Source organism: Acinetobacter sp. ACIN00229 (assembly GCF_016106645.1).
GTDB classification, from domain to species: domain Bacteria; phylum Pseudomonadota; class Gammaproteobacteria; order Pseudomonadales; family Moraxellaceae; genus Acinetobacter; species Acinetobacter oleivorans.
In genome coordinates this window covers 181634-198572 of record NZ_JADWOM010000002.1, presented here as the reverse complement: position 1 = coordinate 198572, position 16939 = coordinate 181634, and the positions used below count along the sequence as shown (strand labels likewise).

16 protein-coding genes and 1 tRNA gene are annotated in these 16939 nt (G+C 37.6%); 10 read left to right on the top strand and 7 right to left on the bottom strand.

The window, feature by feature from the left end:
- The first annotated feature begins 37 nt into the window (after positions 1–37).
- The 3 genes from I7H67_RS02355 to I7H67_RS02345 all read left to right on the top strand — a co-directional run bounded on the left by I7H67_RS02355 (position 38) and on the right by I7H67_RS02345 (position 2683).
- Positions 38–2134 carry a carbon starvation CstA family protein gene (locus tag I7H67_RS02355; RefSeq protein WP_198306982.1) on the top strand — a complete coding sequence of 699 codons (2097 nt, stop codon included), beginning with the start codon at positions 38–40 and terminating at the stop codon, positions 2132–2134.
- Positions 2134–2439: a YbdD/YjiX family protein gene (locus I7H67_RS02350; RefSeq protein WP_004790909.1), complete on the top strand. Its 306-nt coding sequence runs from the start codon at positions 2134–2136 to the stop codon at positions 2437–2439. The genes I7H67_RS02355 and I7H67_RS02350 overlap by 1 nt, the downstream gene beginning before the upstream one ends.
- A 167-nt stretch (positions 2440–2606) precedes the next feature.
- Positions 2607–2683, top strand: a tRNA-Val gene (locus I7H67_RS02345).
- Between the two features lie 259 nt (positions 2684–2942).
- On the opposite strand, the gene I7H67_RS02340 is transcribed toward I7H67_RS02345, so the two are convergent.
- From I7H67_RS02340 to I7H67_RS02325, 4 genes are all read right to left on the bottom strand, one after another.
- The gene (locus tag I7H67_RS02340; protein ID WP_198306981.1) at positions 2943–3407 is read right to left on the bottom strand and encodes a GFA family protein; all 465 of its coding nucleotides are present in this window, start codon (positions 3405–3407) and stop codon (positions 2943–2945) included.
- 73 nt (positions 3408–3480) lie between these two features.
- Positions 3481–5067, bottom strand: coding sequence for an AMP-binding protein (locus tag I7H67_RS02335; protein ID WP_198306980.1), 1587 nt, complete (start codon positions 5065–5067; stop codon positions 3481–3483).
- A gap of 30 nt (positions 5068–5097) precedes the next feature.
- On the bottom strand, positions 5098–6795 hold the full coding sequence (locus I7H67_RS02330; protein ID WP_192454976.1) for an aldehyde dehydrogenase family protein: 1698 nt from the start codon (positions 6793–6795) through the stop codon (positions 5098–5100).
- A gap of 80 nt (positions 6796–6875) precedes the next feature.
- Complete coding sequence (locus I7H67_RS02325) at positions 6876–8096, bottom strand: oxygenase MpaB family protein (protein ID WP_192454975.1); 1221 nt, start codon at positions 8094–8096, stop codon at positions 6876–6878.
- A gap of 86 nt (positions 8097–8182) precedes the next feature.
- On the opposite strand from I7H67_RS02325, the gene I7H67_RS02320 reads away from it, so the two are divergent.
- From I7H67_RS02320 to I7H67_RS02300, 5 genes are all read left to right on the top strand, one after another.
- On the top strand, positions 8183–8872 hold the full coding sequence (locus I7H67_RS02320) for a TetR/AcrR family transcriptional regulator (protein WP_192454974.1): 690 nt from the start codon (positions 8183–8185) through the stop codon (positions 8870–8872).
- Positions 8873–9720: 848 nt separating this feature from the next.
- Positions 9721–9936 (top strand): cold-shock protein, encoded by a 216-nt coding sequence (locus I7H67_RS02315; RefSeq protein ID WP_003650532.1) that lies wholly within the window; start codon positions 9721–9723, stop codon positions 9934–9936.
- Positions 9937–10043: 107 nt separating this feature from the next.
- On the top strand, positions 10044–10271 hold the full coding sequence (locus tag I7H67_RS02310; protein WP_005307255.1) for a hypothetical protein: 228 nt from the start codon (positions 10044–10046) through the stop codon (positions 10269–10271).
- A gap of 68 nt (positions 10272–10339) precedes the next feature.
- A complete protein-coding gene (locus I7H67_RS02305) occupies positions 10340–10546 on the top strand; it encodes a hypothetical protein (protein WP_013197165.1) in 207 nt (68 codons plus the stop codon).
- A gap of 765 nt (positions 10547–11311) precedes the next feature.
- The gene (locus tag I7H67_RS02300) at positions 11312–11857 is read left to right on the top strand and encodes a TetR/AcrR family transcriptional regulator (RefSeq protein WP_198306979.1); all 546 of its coding nucleotides are present in this window, start codon (positions 11312–11314) and stop codon (positions 11855–11857) included.
- Positions 11858–11961: 104 nt separating this feature from the next.
- Here the strand turns inward: I7H67_RS02300 and chrA are convergent, their stop codons facing one another.
- The 3 genes from chrA to I7H67_RS02285 all read right to left on the bottom strand — a co-directional run bounded on the left by chrA (position 11962) and on the right by I7H67_RS02285 (position 15226).
- Positions 11962–13314 (bottom strand): chromate efflux transporter, encoded by a 1353-nt coding sequence (gene chrA / locus I7H67_RS02295; RefSeq protein ID WP_198306978.1) that lies wholly within the window; start codon positions 13312–13314, stop codon positions 11962–11964.
- Complete coding sequence (locus tag I7H67_RS02290; protein ID WP_151988417.1) at positions 13311–14237, bottom strand: chromate resistance protein ChrB domain-containing protein; 927 nt, start codon at positions 14235–14237, stop codon at positions 13311–13313. The genes chrA and I7H67_RS02290 overlap by 4 nt, the downstream gene beginning before the upstream one ends.
- Positions 14238–14338: 101 nt before the next feature.
- Positions 14339–15226 carry a LysR family transcriptional regulator gene (locus tag I7H67_RS02285; RefSeq protein WP_198306977.1) on the bottom strand — a complete coding sequence of 296 codons (888 nt, stop codon included), beginning with the start codon at positions 15224–15226 and terminating at the stop codon, positions 14339–14341.
- A 277-nt stretch (positions 15227–15503) separates the two neighbouring features.
- Between I7H67_RS02285 and I7H67_RS02280 the strand changes: the two genes are divergently transcribed.
- Both I7H67_RS02280 and I7H67_RS02275 read left to right on the top strand, forming a co-directional pair.
- A complete protein-coding gene (locus tag I7H67_RS02280) occupies positions 15504–15935 on the top strand; it encodes a DoxX family protein (protein WP_198306976.1) in 432 nt (143 codons plus the stop codon).
- Positions 15936–15966: 31 nt separating this feature from the next.
- Complete coding sequence (locus I7H67_RS02275; RefSeq protein WP_198306975.1) at positions 15967–16881, top strand: glyoxalase; 915 nt, start codon at positions 15967–15969, stop codon at positions 16879–16881.
- Positions 16882–16939 lie beyond the last annotated feature (58 nt).

Genomic DNA, 16939 nt, shown 5'->3' with positions numbered 1-16939 from the left:
TATAAAAATGCTGTAGTTATTTATTGAGAGGTTAAGAATGGACACAATGCAAGCGAAATCTACGCTTCCCTCCAAGCTGGTCTGGAGCCTAGTGGCAATTATAGGTGCAATTTCTTTTGGGATGCTGGCACTCAGTCGTGGTGAACATGTCAATGCGGTTTGGCTTGTACTGGCTGCAGCATGTGTATATAGCATCGCATATCGATTTTATAGTCTATTTATTGCAACTAAAGTATTTGAATTAAACCCAAGACGTTTAACCCCAGCCCACCGTTTAGCCGATGGTCTGGATTATGTTCCCACCAATAAATATGTACTTTTTGGTCACCACTTCGCTGCGATTGCAGGAGCGGGGCCATTAGTCGGGCCAATTTTGGCTGCACAAATGGGTTTTTTACCAGGGACAATCTGGCTATTGGTCGGTGTGGTTGTCGCAGGTGCAGTCCAAGACTTTTTAGTTTTATTTATTTCAACGCGTCGAGACGGTCGTTCGCTAGGTGAAATGGCAAAACAGGAACTGGGTTCTTTTGCTGGTATCATTGTAATGCTTGGTGCGCTTGGGGTAATGATTATTATCCTTGCGGTATTGGCTTTAGTTGTGGTTAAAGCACTTGCCCATAGTCCATGGGGTGTTTTTACGATTGCAGCGACTATCCCAATTGCATTATTTATGGGCGTTTACATGCGTTTTATTCGCCCGGGACGTATTGCTGAAGTTTCGATTATTGGCTTCGTCTTAATGATGCTTGCAATTGTTTACGGTGGACATGTTGCAGCAGATCCTTACTGGGGTGAGTTTTTCACCTTAACAGGAACACAGCTGACATGGTGCTTAATCATTTATGGATTTATTGCATCAGTTTTACCTGTCTGGTTATTGTTAGCGCCACGTGATTATCTATCAACATTCCTTAAAATTGGTGTCATTCTCGGTTTAGCAGTCGGTATTATCATTGCATTACCTGAACTGAAAATGCCAGCAGTGACTCATTTTATTGATGGCACTGGCCCTGTTTTCTCGGGTAGCTTATTCCCATTCCTATTTATTACCATTGCCTGTGGTGCGATTTCTGGTTTCCATGCGCTTGTATCAAGTGGTACAACACCAAAACTCGTCGATAACGAAGCGGATATTCGTGTGATTGGTTATGGCGGTATGCTCATGGAATCATTCGTCGGTATCATGGCGATGATCTGTGCAACTGTCTTAGACCCAGGCGTGTACTTTGCAATTAATGCACCTGCGGCTGTACTGGGTACAACTGTAGAAACTGCGGCAGAAGCTGTGCGTAATTTAGGCTTTGTCGTTACGCCTGAAATGTTAACGGTGTTGGCACAGGAAGTCGGAGAGTCTTCTATTTTATCGCGTACGGGTGGTGCACCTACCTTTGCGATTGGTATGGCACATATCATTTCGGAAATTTTTAACAGCCGTTCAATGATGGCGTTCTGGTACCACTTTGCGATTTTATTTGAAGCGTTATTCATTTTAACTGCTGTAGATGCGGGTACTCGTGCTTGCCGTTTCATGGTGCAAGACACGGTTGGTATTGTGATTCCTGCGGTTAAAGCATCAGGTTCATTCTTTGGTAACTTGGTCGGTACGGCGGTTGCAGTCGGTGGATGGGGCTTCTTCGTCTATCAAGGTGTGATTGATCCACTCGGTGGCGTTAACTCCTTATGGCCTTTATTTGGTGTTGGTAACCAAATGTTGGCTTCAATGGCACTCATCTTGGGTACAGTCATTTTGTTTAAAATGAAAAAAGAAAAATATGTTTGGGTAACGATCATCCCAACAATTTTCTTATTCATAACCTGTATGACTGCGGGCTGGCAAAAGATTTTCCATGAAAATCCTAAGATTGGTTTCTTAGCGCAAGCGCATAAGTTCTCTGATGCGATTGCTCGTGGTGAAATATTAAAACCAGCTAAAAGTATTGCTGAGATGCAAAACATTGTGATGTCGAATCAGATTAATGCTGCGCTTTGTGGCTTCTTTATGATTGTTTCGATTGTCATGATTATTGCTTCAATTGGTATTGTGCGCCGTGCTTTAGCAAGCCCGAAACCAACTGTAAATGAAGCGCCTGCTGTATACGCTGATCCGGAAGTGGTCACCCCACGAGGAGAGTAATGATGAATTTTAAATTTGCAAAAAATGGAACTGTCATTATTGCGAAAATCATCAAAATGACGGTGCTCTCGCAGAAAGAGCTGTTGCTTTCTCCAAAGAACTGGTCGCGTATTGCAACCTTGTGGCAACGTTTGCAGCAAAGCTTCCGACTGATGGTTGGCGTGCCAGATTATCAGACTTATGTGGAGCACATGAAAGCTCATCATCCTGATTTAACCCCAATGGATGCAAAGACTTTCTACCGTCATTGTGTCGATGCGCGTTATCCATCGGCAGGTGGTACTTTAAAGAAATGCCCTTGTTAAGCTGAGCTTGAAATTCAGCTAAACAAAACGGTATGTGGTTAAATCATGTACCGTTTTTCTTTTTTTGGAAATGAAAAAAGGTTGCTTAAAGTCTGCTCATTTGTATTTTTTTCAATTGAAAATCACTTGTTTTGCTTCTGAAAAATGAATATGATGCTTTCCATTCTAGGTGTATAGCTCAGTTGGTTAGAGCGCTACGTTGACATCGTAGAGGTCTCCAGTTCGAGTCTGGATATACCTACCAAGACATTTAAGTCATATAAGCTCGAATAGCTTTACATGACTTAAAAAGCCCTAAACTGTAATAGTTTAGGGCTTTTTTTATTGGTTTGTATAAACTAATTTCTATGGAATAGTCTTTATGCTAAGCAGTGCAATAGTTACGGCTCTTTTCTAATTTTCATCTCGTAAAGCAAAAACTATTAGAGATGAAAACAAGTTTTAATTCAGGAATGGGCGCACATTCTTAGAAAACTTTTTAATATAAGTGAGTTTTTAACTAGCTAAGCGTTATCTGCTGTATAGATATTTTTGAGTAGAGCTTTACTTAAACCAAACATACTATGCATGTAACCATAATATTTGGGTAAATCATCCTCTACAGGTGATACAGCACGATGATAAAACTCATGTAAGCAGGGTTCTGGTAATAATGATGAGTCTTTGAAATTTTGAGCTGGAATAAAAGCAAGGTCGTGCTTAACATAAGATTTTAAATAACCGTAAACTGGCTTTTTGCATTGAATACAGATTCCCCGATTAACTGCTGGAGGCATACGGAATTTTTTAAAGTCAATAGACTGAAATTTTGTGGTAATAACATCATTTTTCCATGCCACAACGACGTCTGCATAAGGTGCTTGATAGACATTTTGACAGATTAAACAATGGCAAATGAAACGCATGATTACTGGTCCATTCAGTACCAATTCATTGTGTTGACATGAACATGAAATTTCGAAACTCATAAATATTCCTTTAAATTTATAACTAGCAAAGTGTTGGTGTATTAATATGAAAATAAACACACTAACGTCATCTTCAATCCGCTGATAAAGGAAGGCCTCTCAACTCTTTGCGTAGAATTTTTCCTGACTGTGATTTGGGAATAGCTTCAATAAAATCTACAATTCGAATACGTTTATGAGGAGCAACTTTGGTTGCGACAAATGCCATGATTTCATTTTTATTAACATTTGAATTGGGTTGAAGGACAATAAAAGCACGTGGAATTTCGCCAGCATTTTCATCAGGATGTGCAACAACTGCGACATCAGCAATTGCTGGATGAGTTAATAATAATGCTTCGAGTTCAGCAGGTGGAACCTGATAACCCTTATATTTAATCAGTTCTTTTAAACGGTCTACTACATAGACTTCACCTTGCGGGCCAACTTCAACAATATCACCCGTGTGTAGATAACCATCGAGTGTGATTGTTGAGCCAGTGGCTTCTTTATTGTTTAAATAGCCCACCATGACATTCGGACCCTTGATTAGCATTTCACCAGCTTGTGTTCGCCCATTTTGGACTTTTTCAATTAAATTACCAGTTTGGGGATCGATGACCTTGAAGCTAATATTGGGAATGGCGAACCCAATTGAACCGACTGGAATATCAGGATTGTTTAGTGGCGTTACATGCGATACAGGACTTAATTCAGTCATTCCAAAACCTTGTAACAAAACAGCAGGAATTTGCGCTGTTAACGCTGCACCAAGTGCTTCATCCATTGGTGCAGCACCACAAATAATCGTACGGATACTTGATAAATCATATTCTTTCACTAATGGATGTTTAGTTAAAGCAACTGCAATCGGTGGTGCAATATATATGCTGGAGCATTTTTCATTCTGGATGAGTTCAAGAAAAGGCTTTAAGTCAAACTTTGGTAAAATAACTAGTTTACCTCGCTGTCGTAATGTCAGATTCATAATGACGTTCATGCCATAGATATGAAAAAAGGGCAGTACAGCGAGTACTGTATCATCTTGACGTATTGGTAATACTGATAAGCATTGGGCAATATTTGCAACTAAGTTACGGTGTGTGAGCATGACACCCTTCGCTTTACCAGTCGTTCCGGAGGAATAGGGTAAGGCAGCAAGTTGAAGAGCTGCCTCCACAAAATCTTCAGGTGGTTTATAATTTTGAGAAATAAGCTCTGAAATGGATAAGTAGTTTTCTGTATGTCCAATTACTATGACTTGTTCATGGCTAAGACCAGCATCAATAACTCCAGCAACAGCATTTTCTAAAAACATTGAAGTGGTGATACAGAGCTTTGCCTCTGAATCTTTGATCTGGTTGCTAATCTCTGCTGGGCTATATAAAACATTTAGTGTCGTGACTGTTGCCCCAGCACGCAAAATAGCATGAAAAGTAATTACAAAATCTGCACTATTGGGAGCATGTAGAGCAATCACATCACCCTGCTTGATTCCTCTTGCTCTGAAGCCTCCTGCCAAGGCATCGATTCTTTGGCGTAACTGACCATAAGAGATTTTCTGCATACCATCAATTACGGCAATACGATCAAGTTCCTCTTCTTTAAGGGAGTTAAAAATATAGTCATATATTGAACCAGTCGGAATTTCGACTTCTGGATAGGTACTGTAATAAATCATAATGCGGTAATCCTAAATAAGAAGCCGAAACTAAGCTCGAAAAGCATCGACAAAAATTTTAAGCATTTTGGTGACACTTGGTTTTATACTGAATTGGGTAAGTTTCTGAGCTGTTTCCTTAGCAGAGCGAGCAGTCACAAACCATGCAGGTTTTGGAGAAAATGCAATTTCACCATTAATGAATGAGCGAGGGAAAGGGCGGAATGGTCCCCAGATAACACTTCTTTCAGTTCTCTCGACTAAATGGGAGTTATGAACAATACCAATCCCACTACCAACATTTTCTAATGTGTTTCCTGAAAAAGCTCCCCAAGAAAGTGATGGTATGAGAAAACCGATTCCACTCCAGACATTAATGCCGATTGTCCCATAGCGTAAGTCTGCTAAAGTATTTTCAAATGCTATCCCCATTATTTTACGGTCATGTGGAGCAATAATAATGCTAGCGCCTAAAGTTCCATCTAGCTCATTATTGGCAAAATCAACAGCGTTACGGAAAAAATTAATGCCAGTACCATCAATAGCAATATGTCCTAACACAGGAGCAAAGTATTCAGTGGTGAAGAGTTCTTTGGAGGATTTTTCATTTATCTCGATTAACATCGTATCATTGTGTCGCTTAGCGTTTGGATAAGCTATTTGAGCTGCTGCCAGTTTTACTTCTGAGCCTGGATACCACGTAGGTCTTTGTGATGCTTTCTCAAGTTCTTCTAAAACAATTGCCAAAAACTCGTCTTTTTGTTCCCATTCTTTACTCAGAATAATGGCTTGTCCTGCAATACAGTTATGACCTGCATTATGGGTCCTCTGGGTGACGACATTTTCAGCTTGATAGCGAAGATCTGCTTTTGACCATTTCCCTGGTACGATAATAATGGGAGATACTCCGCCAAGTTCACTCGTGATTGGCTTCTTAAGTATGGGGCGACCAATTTTTGTGGTTGTTGACCCCCAAACAATTTTATCGTGTGTTAAAGCACTCCCAGTAATATGTACATGACTAATGTCCAGGTGATTTGTTAAATAAGCACCCGTTTCAGGACCACCATTCACAACACGTAATAAATTTGCTTCAATCAGAGGTGCAAAAGCTTGTTTGTACACATCTAACAGTGAACCAAATGTTGGATTCAACTTCAGAATGGTTGCACGATTATGAGCTACCAATTCATACAGCATATCTAAAGGTCCAATTGAACTGATATTTCCTGCACCTAGCACCAGTCCAACACCGCCGTTCTCACGTAAACGCTTTGCACCTAAACCTGCATTAGCTCTTGCTTCTGCCTCAGATATATTTGGTTCTAACCAAAGATCTGCTCGAAATCCATGAAATAAATTAAACTCATAGAAGTTACTTGGTAACATTTTGAACTTAATACGGTTATTGGGTGCTTTACTGGCTTTAATTCCGTCTAATGGTGATTTACCTTGAGCAAGTTTTTCTAAACTATCAATAACAGCTGCGAAGCCTGAAAGCGTGGCATAAGGTCCAGCCATCCATTCTTCCCCCTCAGGTGAACCTTGAGGTGTACCTTTCGCTGAAATCGCGGCCTTTGCCCAATTTTCACTTACATTAGCAATACTGGTATGTGTTTTTTTGAGTAAGGCGATACGTTCTGGTAAATCGAGTTTTGCCCAATTAGCAATTCCATTTGTGAGATTTTTAATTGCAATATCTAATTGTACTTCGGTTGCAAATCGAATTTCTTTTATGGCGGTAGTCATTATTTTTCCTTAATTAAATAAAGGAAAGTAAGTTTCAATCCTGAAAACTTACTTTTGGAACTGTTTATAACTTTTGTGTTTTAACCATGGCCAGCTGGACATTTAATTGCGGTTGCCTGATATTCAGCTCTAATTCCATCCAGACCTTTCTCTACCACATGATCTAGGAATCGTAGTCCATGACGCTCAGCTAATTTTTTAACTGGTGGAATATGAGTAATTTTATTTAATAGCTTTAATGAACCTGACACCACTTCTAAGGCAAGAGCAGCAGGGCGATCCTTAGGAAGTTCTAAATCATCAGGAAAGTTATAGCCAGGTAAAGTTTGCAGCATTTCTTCCGATAACAAACGACGAATGATCGCGGTATGCATTCGTTTGGACAAAGGAAAAATTTTCATAGCTGATGTTCCTTCAATTACTCCTTGCGTAACTTCTACTGCTTCTTTTGTTTTGCTGTACAAAAATTGATGTATTCTAGTTTGAATTTGGAACTGTTGTTCATGGGTATGACCCAATAGTTGGTTATTTGCACCCTCAAGACGAGCAATCCAGCGCCACATCAATGCAAAGCTGTCTTCTTCCTCTTTGCTTATTTCACCGCCAAAGAAACGAATAATGTTGGCACGATAAGGTCCAAACATTTGAGCCGTTCCAGCTGAAGCAACTTGGCTAATTGGCATTGCTGTAGGTAGTTTCCATTGATCTGCATGTAAAATCCCCATACGAATCATGGTATGCAGAAAACGGACTCGAATCCACACTTCCCATCGAGCGCCACCTGGTTTCATTCCTTCAACATCCAATGCGCCAACAAAACCAGTGGCTGTTTCCCAATAACGACGGCGGTAATCTCCACCTTTCGCTAATCGTCCGGTATTCCTCATGACTAGAGCCGTTGCTGGATCAAGATAAGTAAATGGTAAACCACCATGCATACCGAATAGCATGCCAATTGGATTGCGAGCTGCCATCTTTGCACCTAACTGCATGGCCTCAAAATCTAGCCATGATGGAATAGTTTCAACATCAGCAAAAAAAGCAATAGCAGCAGGATTTCCTTGGGCCTGTAATTTGCGGGCATTGGTATATTTGTCACCCGCCAGCATCTTATTTGCTTTGAGTTCAGCCATAACTGCTTCACAAAGTGGATCGCCGACATGGTTCCAAGCTTCAAGATCAATATCCTTTACATCAAGATATTGTTCAGAACATGGTTGAGAAGCTAATAGTTTTAGCTTCTCAACACGGGCTTCAAGTTCTGGATTCTGTTCAAGTGTGGAAAAATTTAGATTAGCCATAAATATAACACCGTTATTTTTCTATAACGGTGTTATATCACGTGTATACTGGAAGAGTAAATACACAATTTTAGGGTGCCAGTTGCATGGGAACTGTAATCAAACAAAAAGACCGTCGCGAATTAATGACTCGAGCAGGTGTTGAACTACTTGAACAAGATGGCCCAAATGCAATGACTGCCAGAAAAATTACAGCCAAAATTGGTATGTCTAGTATTGCTGTTTATACTGAATTTGGTTCTATGGAAAAATTAGTTGCTTCTGTCGTTGATTATGGTTTTTTACAGTTATTACAAATATTCCAACAGACCCCAAATACAAATAACATTCTATTAAATATATGGAATGTAACATGCAATGTTCGTGAGTTCGCTTTAGCACATAGACATCTCTATGCTGTAATGTTTGCAGCAGAAAGTATCGGTGGATACCAGCGTTCAGGAGAAGAGTTGGAACAAGGTATAGAAACACTTAAATTTCTTCATAATCTTTGTTCACAAGCCGTTAAAGAAAAGGTCTTCACGCAGCAGACAGCTCATCATGCAACTCAATTTATTTGGTCAACTATGCATGGTCGTTTAATGTTGGAACTTGCAGGTTATCTTTCAAAAGATAAAGATCCTATGAACTCTTATAGAAATATTATTACTACCTGCTTCGTTGGATTAGGGGCAAATAGTGGTTTGGTAACTAATACTATTCCTATCAACTCTTTAAATTTAAAACATGCTAATATTTTAAATGAGATAAAAAATTTAGATACCATTAATAATTAAGTAATACTTTTTATTGAAAAAATAGTTAAAAGTATTTCTTTCAACTATTTTTTTCACTCTATTTTGCCAATTTGCCAACATGATAATATCAATGTCTACTTAAAAATTTTACTTTCACTTATCCTCAATTTATAGTTCTTCTTGCCTTGTATGAAGAAGATGATATTTCATTAAAAGAACTAAGCGAAAAGACCTTATTTTACTCAGGTACATTAACTCCATTACTTTAAAAGATTAAATAAAAGAGTTTTTGGGGAGAGTTTCGATCAAGGGAGATGGGCGGATAAAAAAGTTATCTTGTGGGAAATAGTATTATAGATAAAAGAAAAAATTATTGACTTACCTAATTCGGTTGCGATGTTCAATGTGCACGAATGATGAGGAGTAAGTAACCTCTAAAAATTAGTGATTTCTTAAGCTGCATTAGGTGAAGTGAGAAGGGACAAGAAGAATGAGCTAAGTGTTATAGCTATTAGTGTATTTCCCAAGCAAAGACAGTAGCAATATTTTTTGTATCATTAGTATGTTTTTATTAAATATATGCTTATCAGTATCTTATGGATTTTTTTGTATTGGGTTCCACCAAGATTTATAAACACCTAGAATCCAGAACATCACCTTATTTTATAAATAAAATAAATATATATATTAGAAAACTTGATTAATTTTATTTTTCGTATACAATGAACATAACTAGAAAAAGTCATGTTTGGTAAATCTTCTCTAAGTACCGCAGTATTAGTCATAATCCTTCGTTTTTTTCAGATTTTCAGCTCCATTCTTTATTATTTCGATGTTACTCATAACCAATAAAATGGTTTAAATTTTTAAAAAAACTAGGATGTATTATGTCTAATTCAAATATCATGAAAGGTACTGTTAAGTGGTTTAACGAAGCTAAAGGTTTCGGTTTTATCCAACCAGAATCAGGACCAGACGTTTTTGCTCATTTTAGCGAAATCGCTAACTCAGGTTTCAGAACTCTTGCTGAAGGCCAACGTGTTGAATTCAGTGTTGCACAAGGCCAAAAAGGCCCAAATGCTGTAAATATTGTTGCTCTATAAATAATTATAAGCAGTCATAAGTGAAAAGCACTAATGAGTGCTTTTCACTTTAAATTAATTTTAAAGTTATTTTAAGATTATAAGTAAATTTTAATTTAGGATATAAATTGTTAAAAATAAATGATTTAATTGCAAAATCTAAAAATGGTACAGAAATTTTAGTGTCTTTAATTCCTCTAAATAGAATACAAAATACACGTCAAGGTTTTAAAACTGTTGAAGTTGGTAAAAGAGTTCTTCTTTCCTCTGGAATTGAAGTTGATTTAAATTTAGATGGGCGTACCTTTTATGCGTCTATAAATCAACTATTTAAATTAGATTATAGAGTTAGTTAAAACTCAGTTTGCTATTGGATATTTAGGCGGGTCCATTATTTCTGCCATAATTTTATTAGGATATCGTCATGCTTAAACAAAATATCAGTGTTAAAGACCAGTTTGGAATTAAATACGTCATTCAGGCAACAGTAGATAGTTACTTCGCTAATACTCAATGTTTTTCTAATTTAAAATACATTACAGTTGAAGGTGAAGATATACGACCGGGTTTTGAAATGTTTTTTCAAAGTACTCTAAGTGGTAAAATTTTTAAAATTGATAAAATAAATTAATCTATCCACGCAGTACATTTAACGTTGCAGGATAGCGTTCTTTTAAAAATAGAAAAACCTCATAGCTTTAGGGCATATTGCAAATACTCAATTAAACAATAACTTTAATAATAAAGCGCAGGTGGCGGAAGCCGCACTAGCGCATTTCTAGTTTCCTAAACCGCTATATCTCAAAATTCCCACCTTTATAAACCCCCATTTAACAATAACTATCTCATTATTTATCCTTACTTTTTAATGATCTAATTTAAAACAAATGTCATTTTGTGTGCTTGACTGCTAAAGGGCAGAGCACTATCCTTTGCCTGCTGGCCACATTGCCAGTCGGTTGTCGCAGACCGTTCCGAAAAAGCATTAAAAGTTAATTCTTTTAGTGACGAACCCTCGTGCCCCCTCTACGGTGGAACGGGAGGGGGACACCTTCGGGTGTGCTGGGTTTTTTCGGCCAGTCTGCGAACCCCCTTTCGTTCTGCCACCATAATTCTATAAATGTCTGGCAGAACTCCCAATAAAAAGGAGTTGGCTTTGTACATTCTTAATTTCTTGGCAGCCTTTGCCAAAAGCTATAACGACACAACTTAAATCATATTTATCAGCTTGATTACCTTTAGGGTCTTCGGGCTTTAAGTCATTACGGCTCAAAAACTTAATCAACAATAAAACTTGAGATGTGCCAAGCACAGTCTTTACGGGCTTTGCTATGCCTTTTTTTCTCCCAAAAAAGTATCTCATTTAGAAACAACAAGAATTTATAACGGTAAAAATATGCCAAATTTAGAAACATCTTCAAAAAAATTAAAAGTGCTACATACAGCAGTAGATCTATTTAATATCTATGGATTTCACAATACAGGCGTAGACCTAATTGTCAAAAAATCCGAAATTCCCAAAGCCACCTTTTATAACTACTTTCACTCAAAAGAACGCCTTGTTGAAACATGCTTAACCCTTCAAAAAAGCCGACTGAAAGAAGAAGTGCTGGCAATTGTCTATTCACACCGTTACCCAAAGACTGTCGATAAAATCAAAGAAATTGTCTGCTTACATGTCGATGTGAATAGCTTTTACCTTCTTTTATTTAAAGCCATTTTTGAAATAAAACAGCTTTATCCAAGAGCCTACGGCATGGCAGTTGAATATCGAAAATGGCTGCTTATAGAACTTTTTGATCTGGTCTTTAGTCTGGAAAGCAGAGCACTCAAACCCGATGCAAATATGGTTTTAAACTTGATAGATGGTTTGATGCTACAGACTTTAAGTTCAAACAGTTTGGATGAAAGAGATATGGTGTTGGAGTGGTTTTTAATATGAAACTGCTCAGATTAAACAAGGCATTCAGATACTTTCACCATGTGTTTAAGCAACAACATAAAAAGAGTAAGCCTAATGATTACTCTTTTTATATCACAAAGTTTTTATATTCCAATGTATAAAAATAGGCCGCAAATAGCTGCCGCTAAAATGACATACATTACTTTTACTTCAAAGTGGAATAGGGCAATGAATGCAGCAATTGCAATTAAAGCAGCTTCATAATTGAAAGCTTGACCAAATCCATGAGGCCATAAAACATGGTAACTAAAGAACAGTGCCAAATTTAAAATCACGCCAACTACGGCAGCAGTAATTGCAGTTAATGGCGCAGTAAACTTAAGCTCGTTGTGCGTTGATTCGATAACAGGCGCACCTGCCAAAATAAAAACAAATGAAAATAGAAAGGTAAACCAAGTAACAATAGTCGCGCCGATTGCGCCTGCTAAAAATAAGTGTTCTGAACCTAATAAGGCATGGTTAAAGCCACCAAGAAAACCGACAAAAGCAACCACCATAATTAATGGGCCTGGTGTACTTTCACCCAGTGCTAAACCATCAATCATTTGTGTTGGGCTTAACCATCCATAATAGTTTACAGCACCTTGATAGACATAGGGCAGTACCGCATACGCACCGCCAAAAGTAAGTAAAGCTGCTTTAGTAAAGAACCATGCCATTTGGGTATATGCATGATCCCAACCGAAACAAAGACCAAGCCCAAGCACGGGAATAAACCAAAGAAGCGCTGCAATAATCAGAATTTTAGTCAGATGCGACCATCTGAACTTTGCATGATCTGGTGTTGGAGTGTCGTCATCAATTAAAGCAATACCATAATCTTTTTGGCTATTTTTATGTCCAGCATTGTTTGAAAATAGTTCAGGATACTTCTTACTTGTAAAATAACCCGTGAGTCCTGCTGCCAAAACAATAAGTGGAAAGGGTAGATTTAAAACAAAGATGGCAAGGAAAGCGAGAGCAGCAATTAACCACAAAAATTTATTTTTGAGTGATTTACTACCAATTCGATAAGTCGCATGAAAAACAATAGCGACTACAGCGGGTTTAATTCCATAAAACAGGCCAGCAATGACGGGAACATCACCGAATTTAATGTAGATCCATGATAGTCCGATCAAAATAAACAGCGAGGGGAGTACAAATAAAACACCCGCAACTATACCTCCAACGGTACGGTACATAAGCCAACCAATATAGGTCGCTAACTGCTGTGCTTCTGGGCCGGGCAACAGCATGCAATAATTAAGCGCATGTAAAAAACGTTTTTCTGAAATCCAGCGCTTTTGTTCAACAAGCTCCTGATGCATAACTGCGATTTGTCCTGCTGGCCCGCCAAAGCTGATAAATCCTAATTTGAGCCAAAACAGAAATGCGCGCCAGAAGCTGACGGGTTCAACGGGCGAGTGCAGTGAATTTTCTTTTTCTTGTATCATGAGCATTCTCTTTTTAAGTCGGCATATAAGCCATCAAAGATATAATTGGCCAATTCGAATAATTGGTCGTCGTTGCTGATCTGACTACGTAAACCTTGAATTACTTTTTCTATGCCTATTGCTTCTGGTGGTTCAAAACCGCCTACATCAAGATAGTGCACAATTTCCGCAATCTTTTTTAATGCAGGTGTTTCAAGTTCAAAACTATGCAAGAGAACTTCAAACGTAACGAAGTTATCAATATGCGTGAAAGCGGCCCCATCAAAATCATAACCAAGCGCATGTGCGGGGCACTCAGAAGGAGACTCTAACCATATAAGCTGAGGGGATTCATCAATAAAATTTTTGATGAGCCAAGCTGACGCTAATCTGTCTATCCATGGATGCTTGCGGGTAGCCCAGACTCGATTTTGATAATCTTTCTTTAGAAGTCTCTTTATCTTTGCTTGAGTAAAAACGGGTTCATTGGTTTCACCAAGTCGAGCAATAGAATGTTCGAGTGAAACCAGTTCATTAAGCGTCTGCCCTTGGATTTCGCTAGGGTAATAATCAATTTCTACAAGAGCATCAAAGCTCTTTCTTAATTTGCGGACTTGTTTAAGTAATTCTTTTTTTTCACTTTCATTTTGATTCTGATTTAAATCAACAAGCTGTTTACGTATAGCTTCATATTCTTCATTACGATTAAAAAGTGAAACAATTTCAAGGTTTAATGGCGCTTCTGCTTGAAAGATATAAGCTGAACCTTGCTCTGAGATTACATCCTGCGCAATAGCTTCAAATTTTTCAGAATGCGTAATGGGTAATAGATACACTCCATCACGAATAGTTGCGGCTCCGCTTGCTTTGAGTGAGCGCCAGACTCTCATACGAGCGGTTGAGTTCTGAGTTGGAAGTGAAGATATGAGTAATGATATATTCATGTTATATACTCAACATATTTTGTTTAGTATATAACAAAAATATTTAAATAGTATTAATCGTGATTAGAGCTTTTTTTATATACTTATAAGAAAAAAGCGATCTACTGAGAGATAGCCTTATAAGACTGAAAATGCTCTAAGTTTGAAAAATGTTGCCTCAACGACTCTAAGAAAAGTTCAACCTTTTTTGGAATTTTTGAGCCATAGGGGGTGGTTGCATAAAAATGAACCGTTGATGAAAAGATGTCTTCTGAGCAATTAATAATAACGCCATCATCTTCATATTTTTTTGCTAAGAAATCGGGAATAAACAAAATACTCTGGTTCTTTTGGCAAAAATCTAAAAGAATTTCTATATTATTGCAGATCAGTTGAGGGCTTGAGTTAATAATCTTATCTTTTAAATCTGATCTTGAATATAACGATATATTATGTTTTCTTAGTTCTTCTATACTTTCAGGTTTTTCATTTTTATTTAAAAATGTAGTTGTTGCATAGAAGTTTCTTTTATAGCTATTTAGAATAAAACTATTTTCCTCTTTAATATCTTCTTCAATTTTTAAAACAATATCGAATTTATTTTCATTAATGTCTATTGAATTTTCTGAAAATAGTAGATCAATTTCGATGTTAGGATATTGGTTTAGAAAATTGGAAATAATTTCTGAAAAGCATGTCTGAATAAAAGCATCTGGAACGTTGATTTTTAATATACCTTCAGGATATTTTTGATCATAGATGAAGTCAATAGCAGCTAAATCTAGCTCTTTAACAATAACTTTACACCGTTGATAAAACTTTTCCCCTGAACGGGTGAGGTCCATCTTTCTAGTGTTACGAATAAACAATGATGTACTGAATAAACTTTCTAAATAAAAAATTCTTTTAGAAACTTGATCTCGAGTAATACCTAAGTTTCTGGAGGCATTACTAAAATTTCCACTTTCTACAACACTAATAAAAGTATGAATACAGTCTAGTTTATCCATTAAATTTTGAAAGGCTAAATTGGCGTGTAGCTAAACTATATTATGAATTTTTACTTATCAATCATTGTATCTTTTAAGGATACAGTTTGTATTTAAATAGATGTCTAGTAGTTTACGCTTATTTTTGATTTTATATAGTCTGCTTATTAATTTTTTTGGTGGATCATATAAATAATCATTTTAAATATCTAAATTAAAATCATGGTTCTTGCAAATATTAATATTTTTATAACTTTATAGGGGTGTTAAAAAATCGAAATACCAATGAGGTAAATAGATGAGTGACTTAATTAATAATAATCCTGTGTGGATAAAAAAGATCTTATCAATTCATGGATTGCTCCCACTTCTTCGACTTGCATTAGTTTCAGCCTATTTAGTCGGTGGAATTAATAAATTAATCGGATTTCATATGGCTATTGAGGAGCAGGCAAGTTTTGGTTTACAGCCTGCTTGGCTCTGGGCATCTACAGCGATCATGATTGAAATTGTGGGTTCGCTCTTGGTTATTTTTAATCGTTTTGTTTGGTTAGGAGCCGGGGCTTTAGGTTGTTTAACCGCAATAGCGATGCTGGTTGCCAACGATTTTTGGAATCACACAGGTCCAGCATTTTTTAGCACGTTTAATAGTTTCTTTGAACACCTTGGTCTCATTGCTGCTCTAGTGATGGTCACTATTCTTTCTAATCAACAAACAAAGTCACAATAAGTTGTAGCACTTAATTCTTACGGAGTCTTTTATGCGTAAATCATTATCAGCCTTGCTTTTAAGCACAATGCTAGTGGGCACAAATGTTGCCATTGTTCCTCAAGTTTTTGCCAAAACAACAACCAGTGTAAAAAGTGAAGCGCCCGGTGTAGCTCCTCAATACGATACAACGCATGTGTATGTTAACCCCGAAGACTTCGATAAATTTACCGACAGCTTAGTCGCGACTTTTGGCGGGACCAAATCTAAACAGGGCGTTTTTCAGGTGACGCCAACACCAAGCCAAACCATTTCCCAGCTTGTATTGACTCCAGTAGGAACACTGTCTGTATTTGGTTTTAAAACTCCAATTCCATATCCGTTTGGTTTAGAAAGAACGGGCTATTTAGTCAAAGATATGGATGCAGCCGTTCAGTCTGCCAAAGCAAATGGGGCAGATGTGATTGTTGATGCATTTCCTGACCCAATCGGTCGTGATGCAGTCATCCAGTGGCCGGGTGGCGTAAATATGCAGCTTTATTGGCACACGACTAAACCGAGCTATAGCAAACTAGAAACCGTTCCAGAAAATCGTATTTATGTTTCAAAACAAAGTGCCGATTCTTTCGTTAAAAAGTTCGTTAATTTCTCACATGGCAAAGTGGTTTCAGACAATCCTAAAGCGGCTGGTGTAGAGATTGGACGTCCAAATGAAACGTATAGACGTATTCGCGTTGAATCTGATTTCGGCAAAATGACAGTGTTAGTCACCGATGGTCATCTTCCATATCCATATGGACACGATATGACGGGTTATGAAGTCAAAAATTTATCTGAGACTTTAGATAAAGCCACAAAAGCTGGTGTATCTGTATTGGTGAATACCTATAAATCGGATGGTCGTGAAGCCGCAATGGTGCAGTTTCCAGGTGGTTATATTGCCGAAATTCATGCCGCTACAAAGTAATTTATTGTCTTAATGATTGTTAGAAATCAACGCTCATATCGCCTAAGGGTGGTGTGAG

Bases quoted from the DNA above. Each gene is read 5' to 3' on its own strand.
- I7H67_RS02340 (WP_198306981.1), bottom strand. From the start codon at position 3,407: ATGAGTTTCGAAATTTCATGTTCATGTCAACACAATGAATTGGTACTG.
- I7H67_RS02350 (WP_004790909.1), top strand. From the start codon at position 2,134: ATGATGAATTTTAAATTTGCAAAAAATGGAACTGTCATTATTGCGAAA.
- I7H67_RS02330 (WP_192454976.1), bottom strand. From the start codon at position 6,795: ATGACTACCGCCATAAAAGAAATTCGATTTGCAACCGAAGTACAATTA.
- I7H67_RS02275 (WP_198306975.1), top strand. From the start codon at position 15,967: ATGCGTAAATCATTATCAGCCTTGCTTTTAAGCACAATGCTAGTGGGC.
- I7H67_RS02320 (WP_192454974.1), top strand. From the start codon at position 8,183: ATGGGAACTGTAATCAAACAAAAAGACCGTCGCGAATTAATGACTCGA.
- chrA (WP_198306978.1), bottom strand. From the start codon at position 13,314: ATGATACAAGAAAAAGAAAATTCACTGCACTCGCCCGTTGAACCCGTC.
- I7H67_RS02335 (WP_198306980.1), bottom strand. From the start codon at position 5,067: ATGATTTATTACAGTACCTATCCAGAAGTCGAAATTCCGACTGGTTCA.
- I7H67_RS02355 (WP_198306982.1), top strand. From the start codon at position 38: ATGGACACAATGCAAGCGAAATCTACGCTTCCCTCCAAGCTGGTCTGG.
- I7H67_RS02325 (WP_192454975.1), bottom strand. From the start codon at position 8,096: ATGGCTAATCTAAATTTTTCCACACTTGAACAGAATCCAGAACTTGAA.
- I7H67_RS02300 (WP_198306979.1), top strand. From the start codon at position 11,312: ATGCCAAATTTAGAAACATCTTCAAAAAAATTAAAAGTGCTACATACA.
- I7H67_RS02285 (WP_198306977.1), bottom strand. From the start codon at position 15,226: ATGGATAAACTAGACTGTATTCATACTTTTATTAGTGTTGTAGAAAGT.
- I7H67_RS02280 (WP_198306976.1), top strand. From the start codon at position 15,504: ATGAGTGACTTAATTAATAATAATCCTGTGTGGATAAAAAAGATCTTA.
- I7H67_RS02315 (WP_003650532.1), top strand. From the start codon at position 9,721: ATGTCTAATTCAAATATCATGAAAGGTACTGTTAAGTGGTTTAACGAA.
- I7H67_RS02290 (WP_151988417.1), bottom strand. From the start codon at position 14,237: ATGAATATATCATTACTCATATCTTCACTTCCAACTCAGAACTCAACC.
- I7H67_RS02305 (WP_013197165.1), top strand. From the start codon at position 10,340: ATGCTTAAACAAAATATCAGTGTTAAAGACCAGTTTGGAATTAAATAC.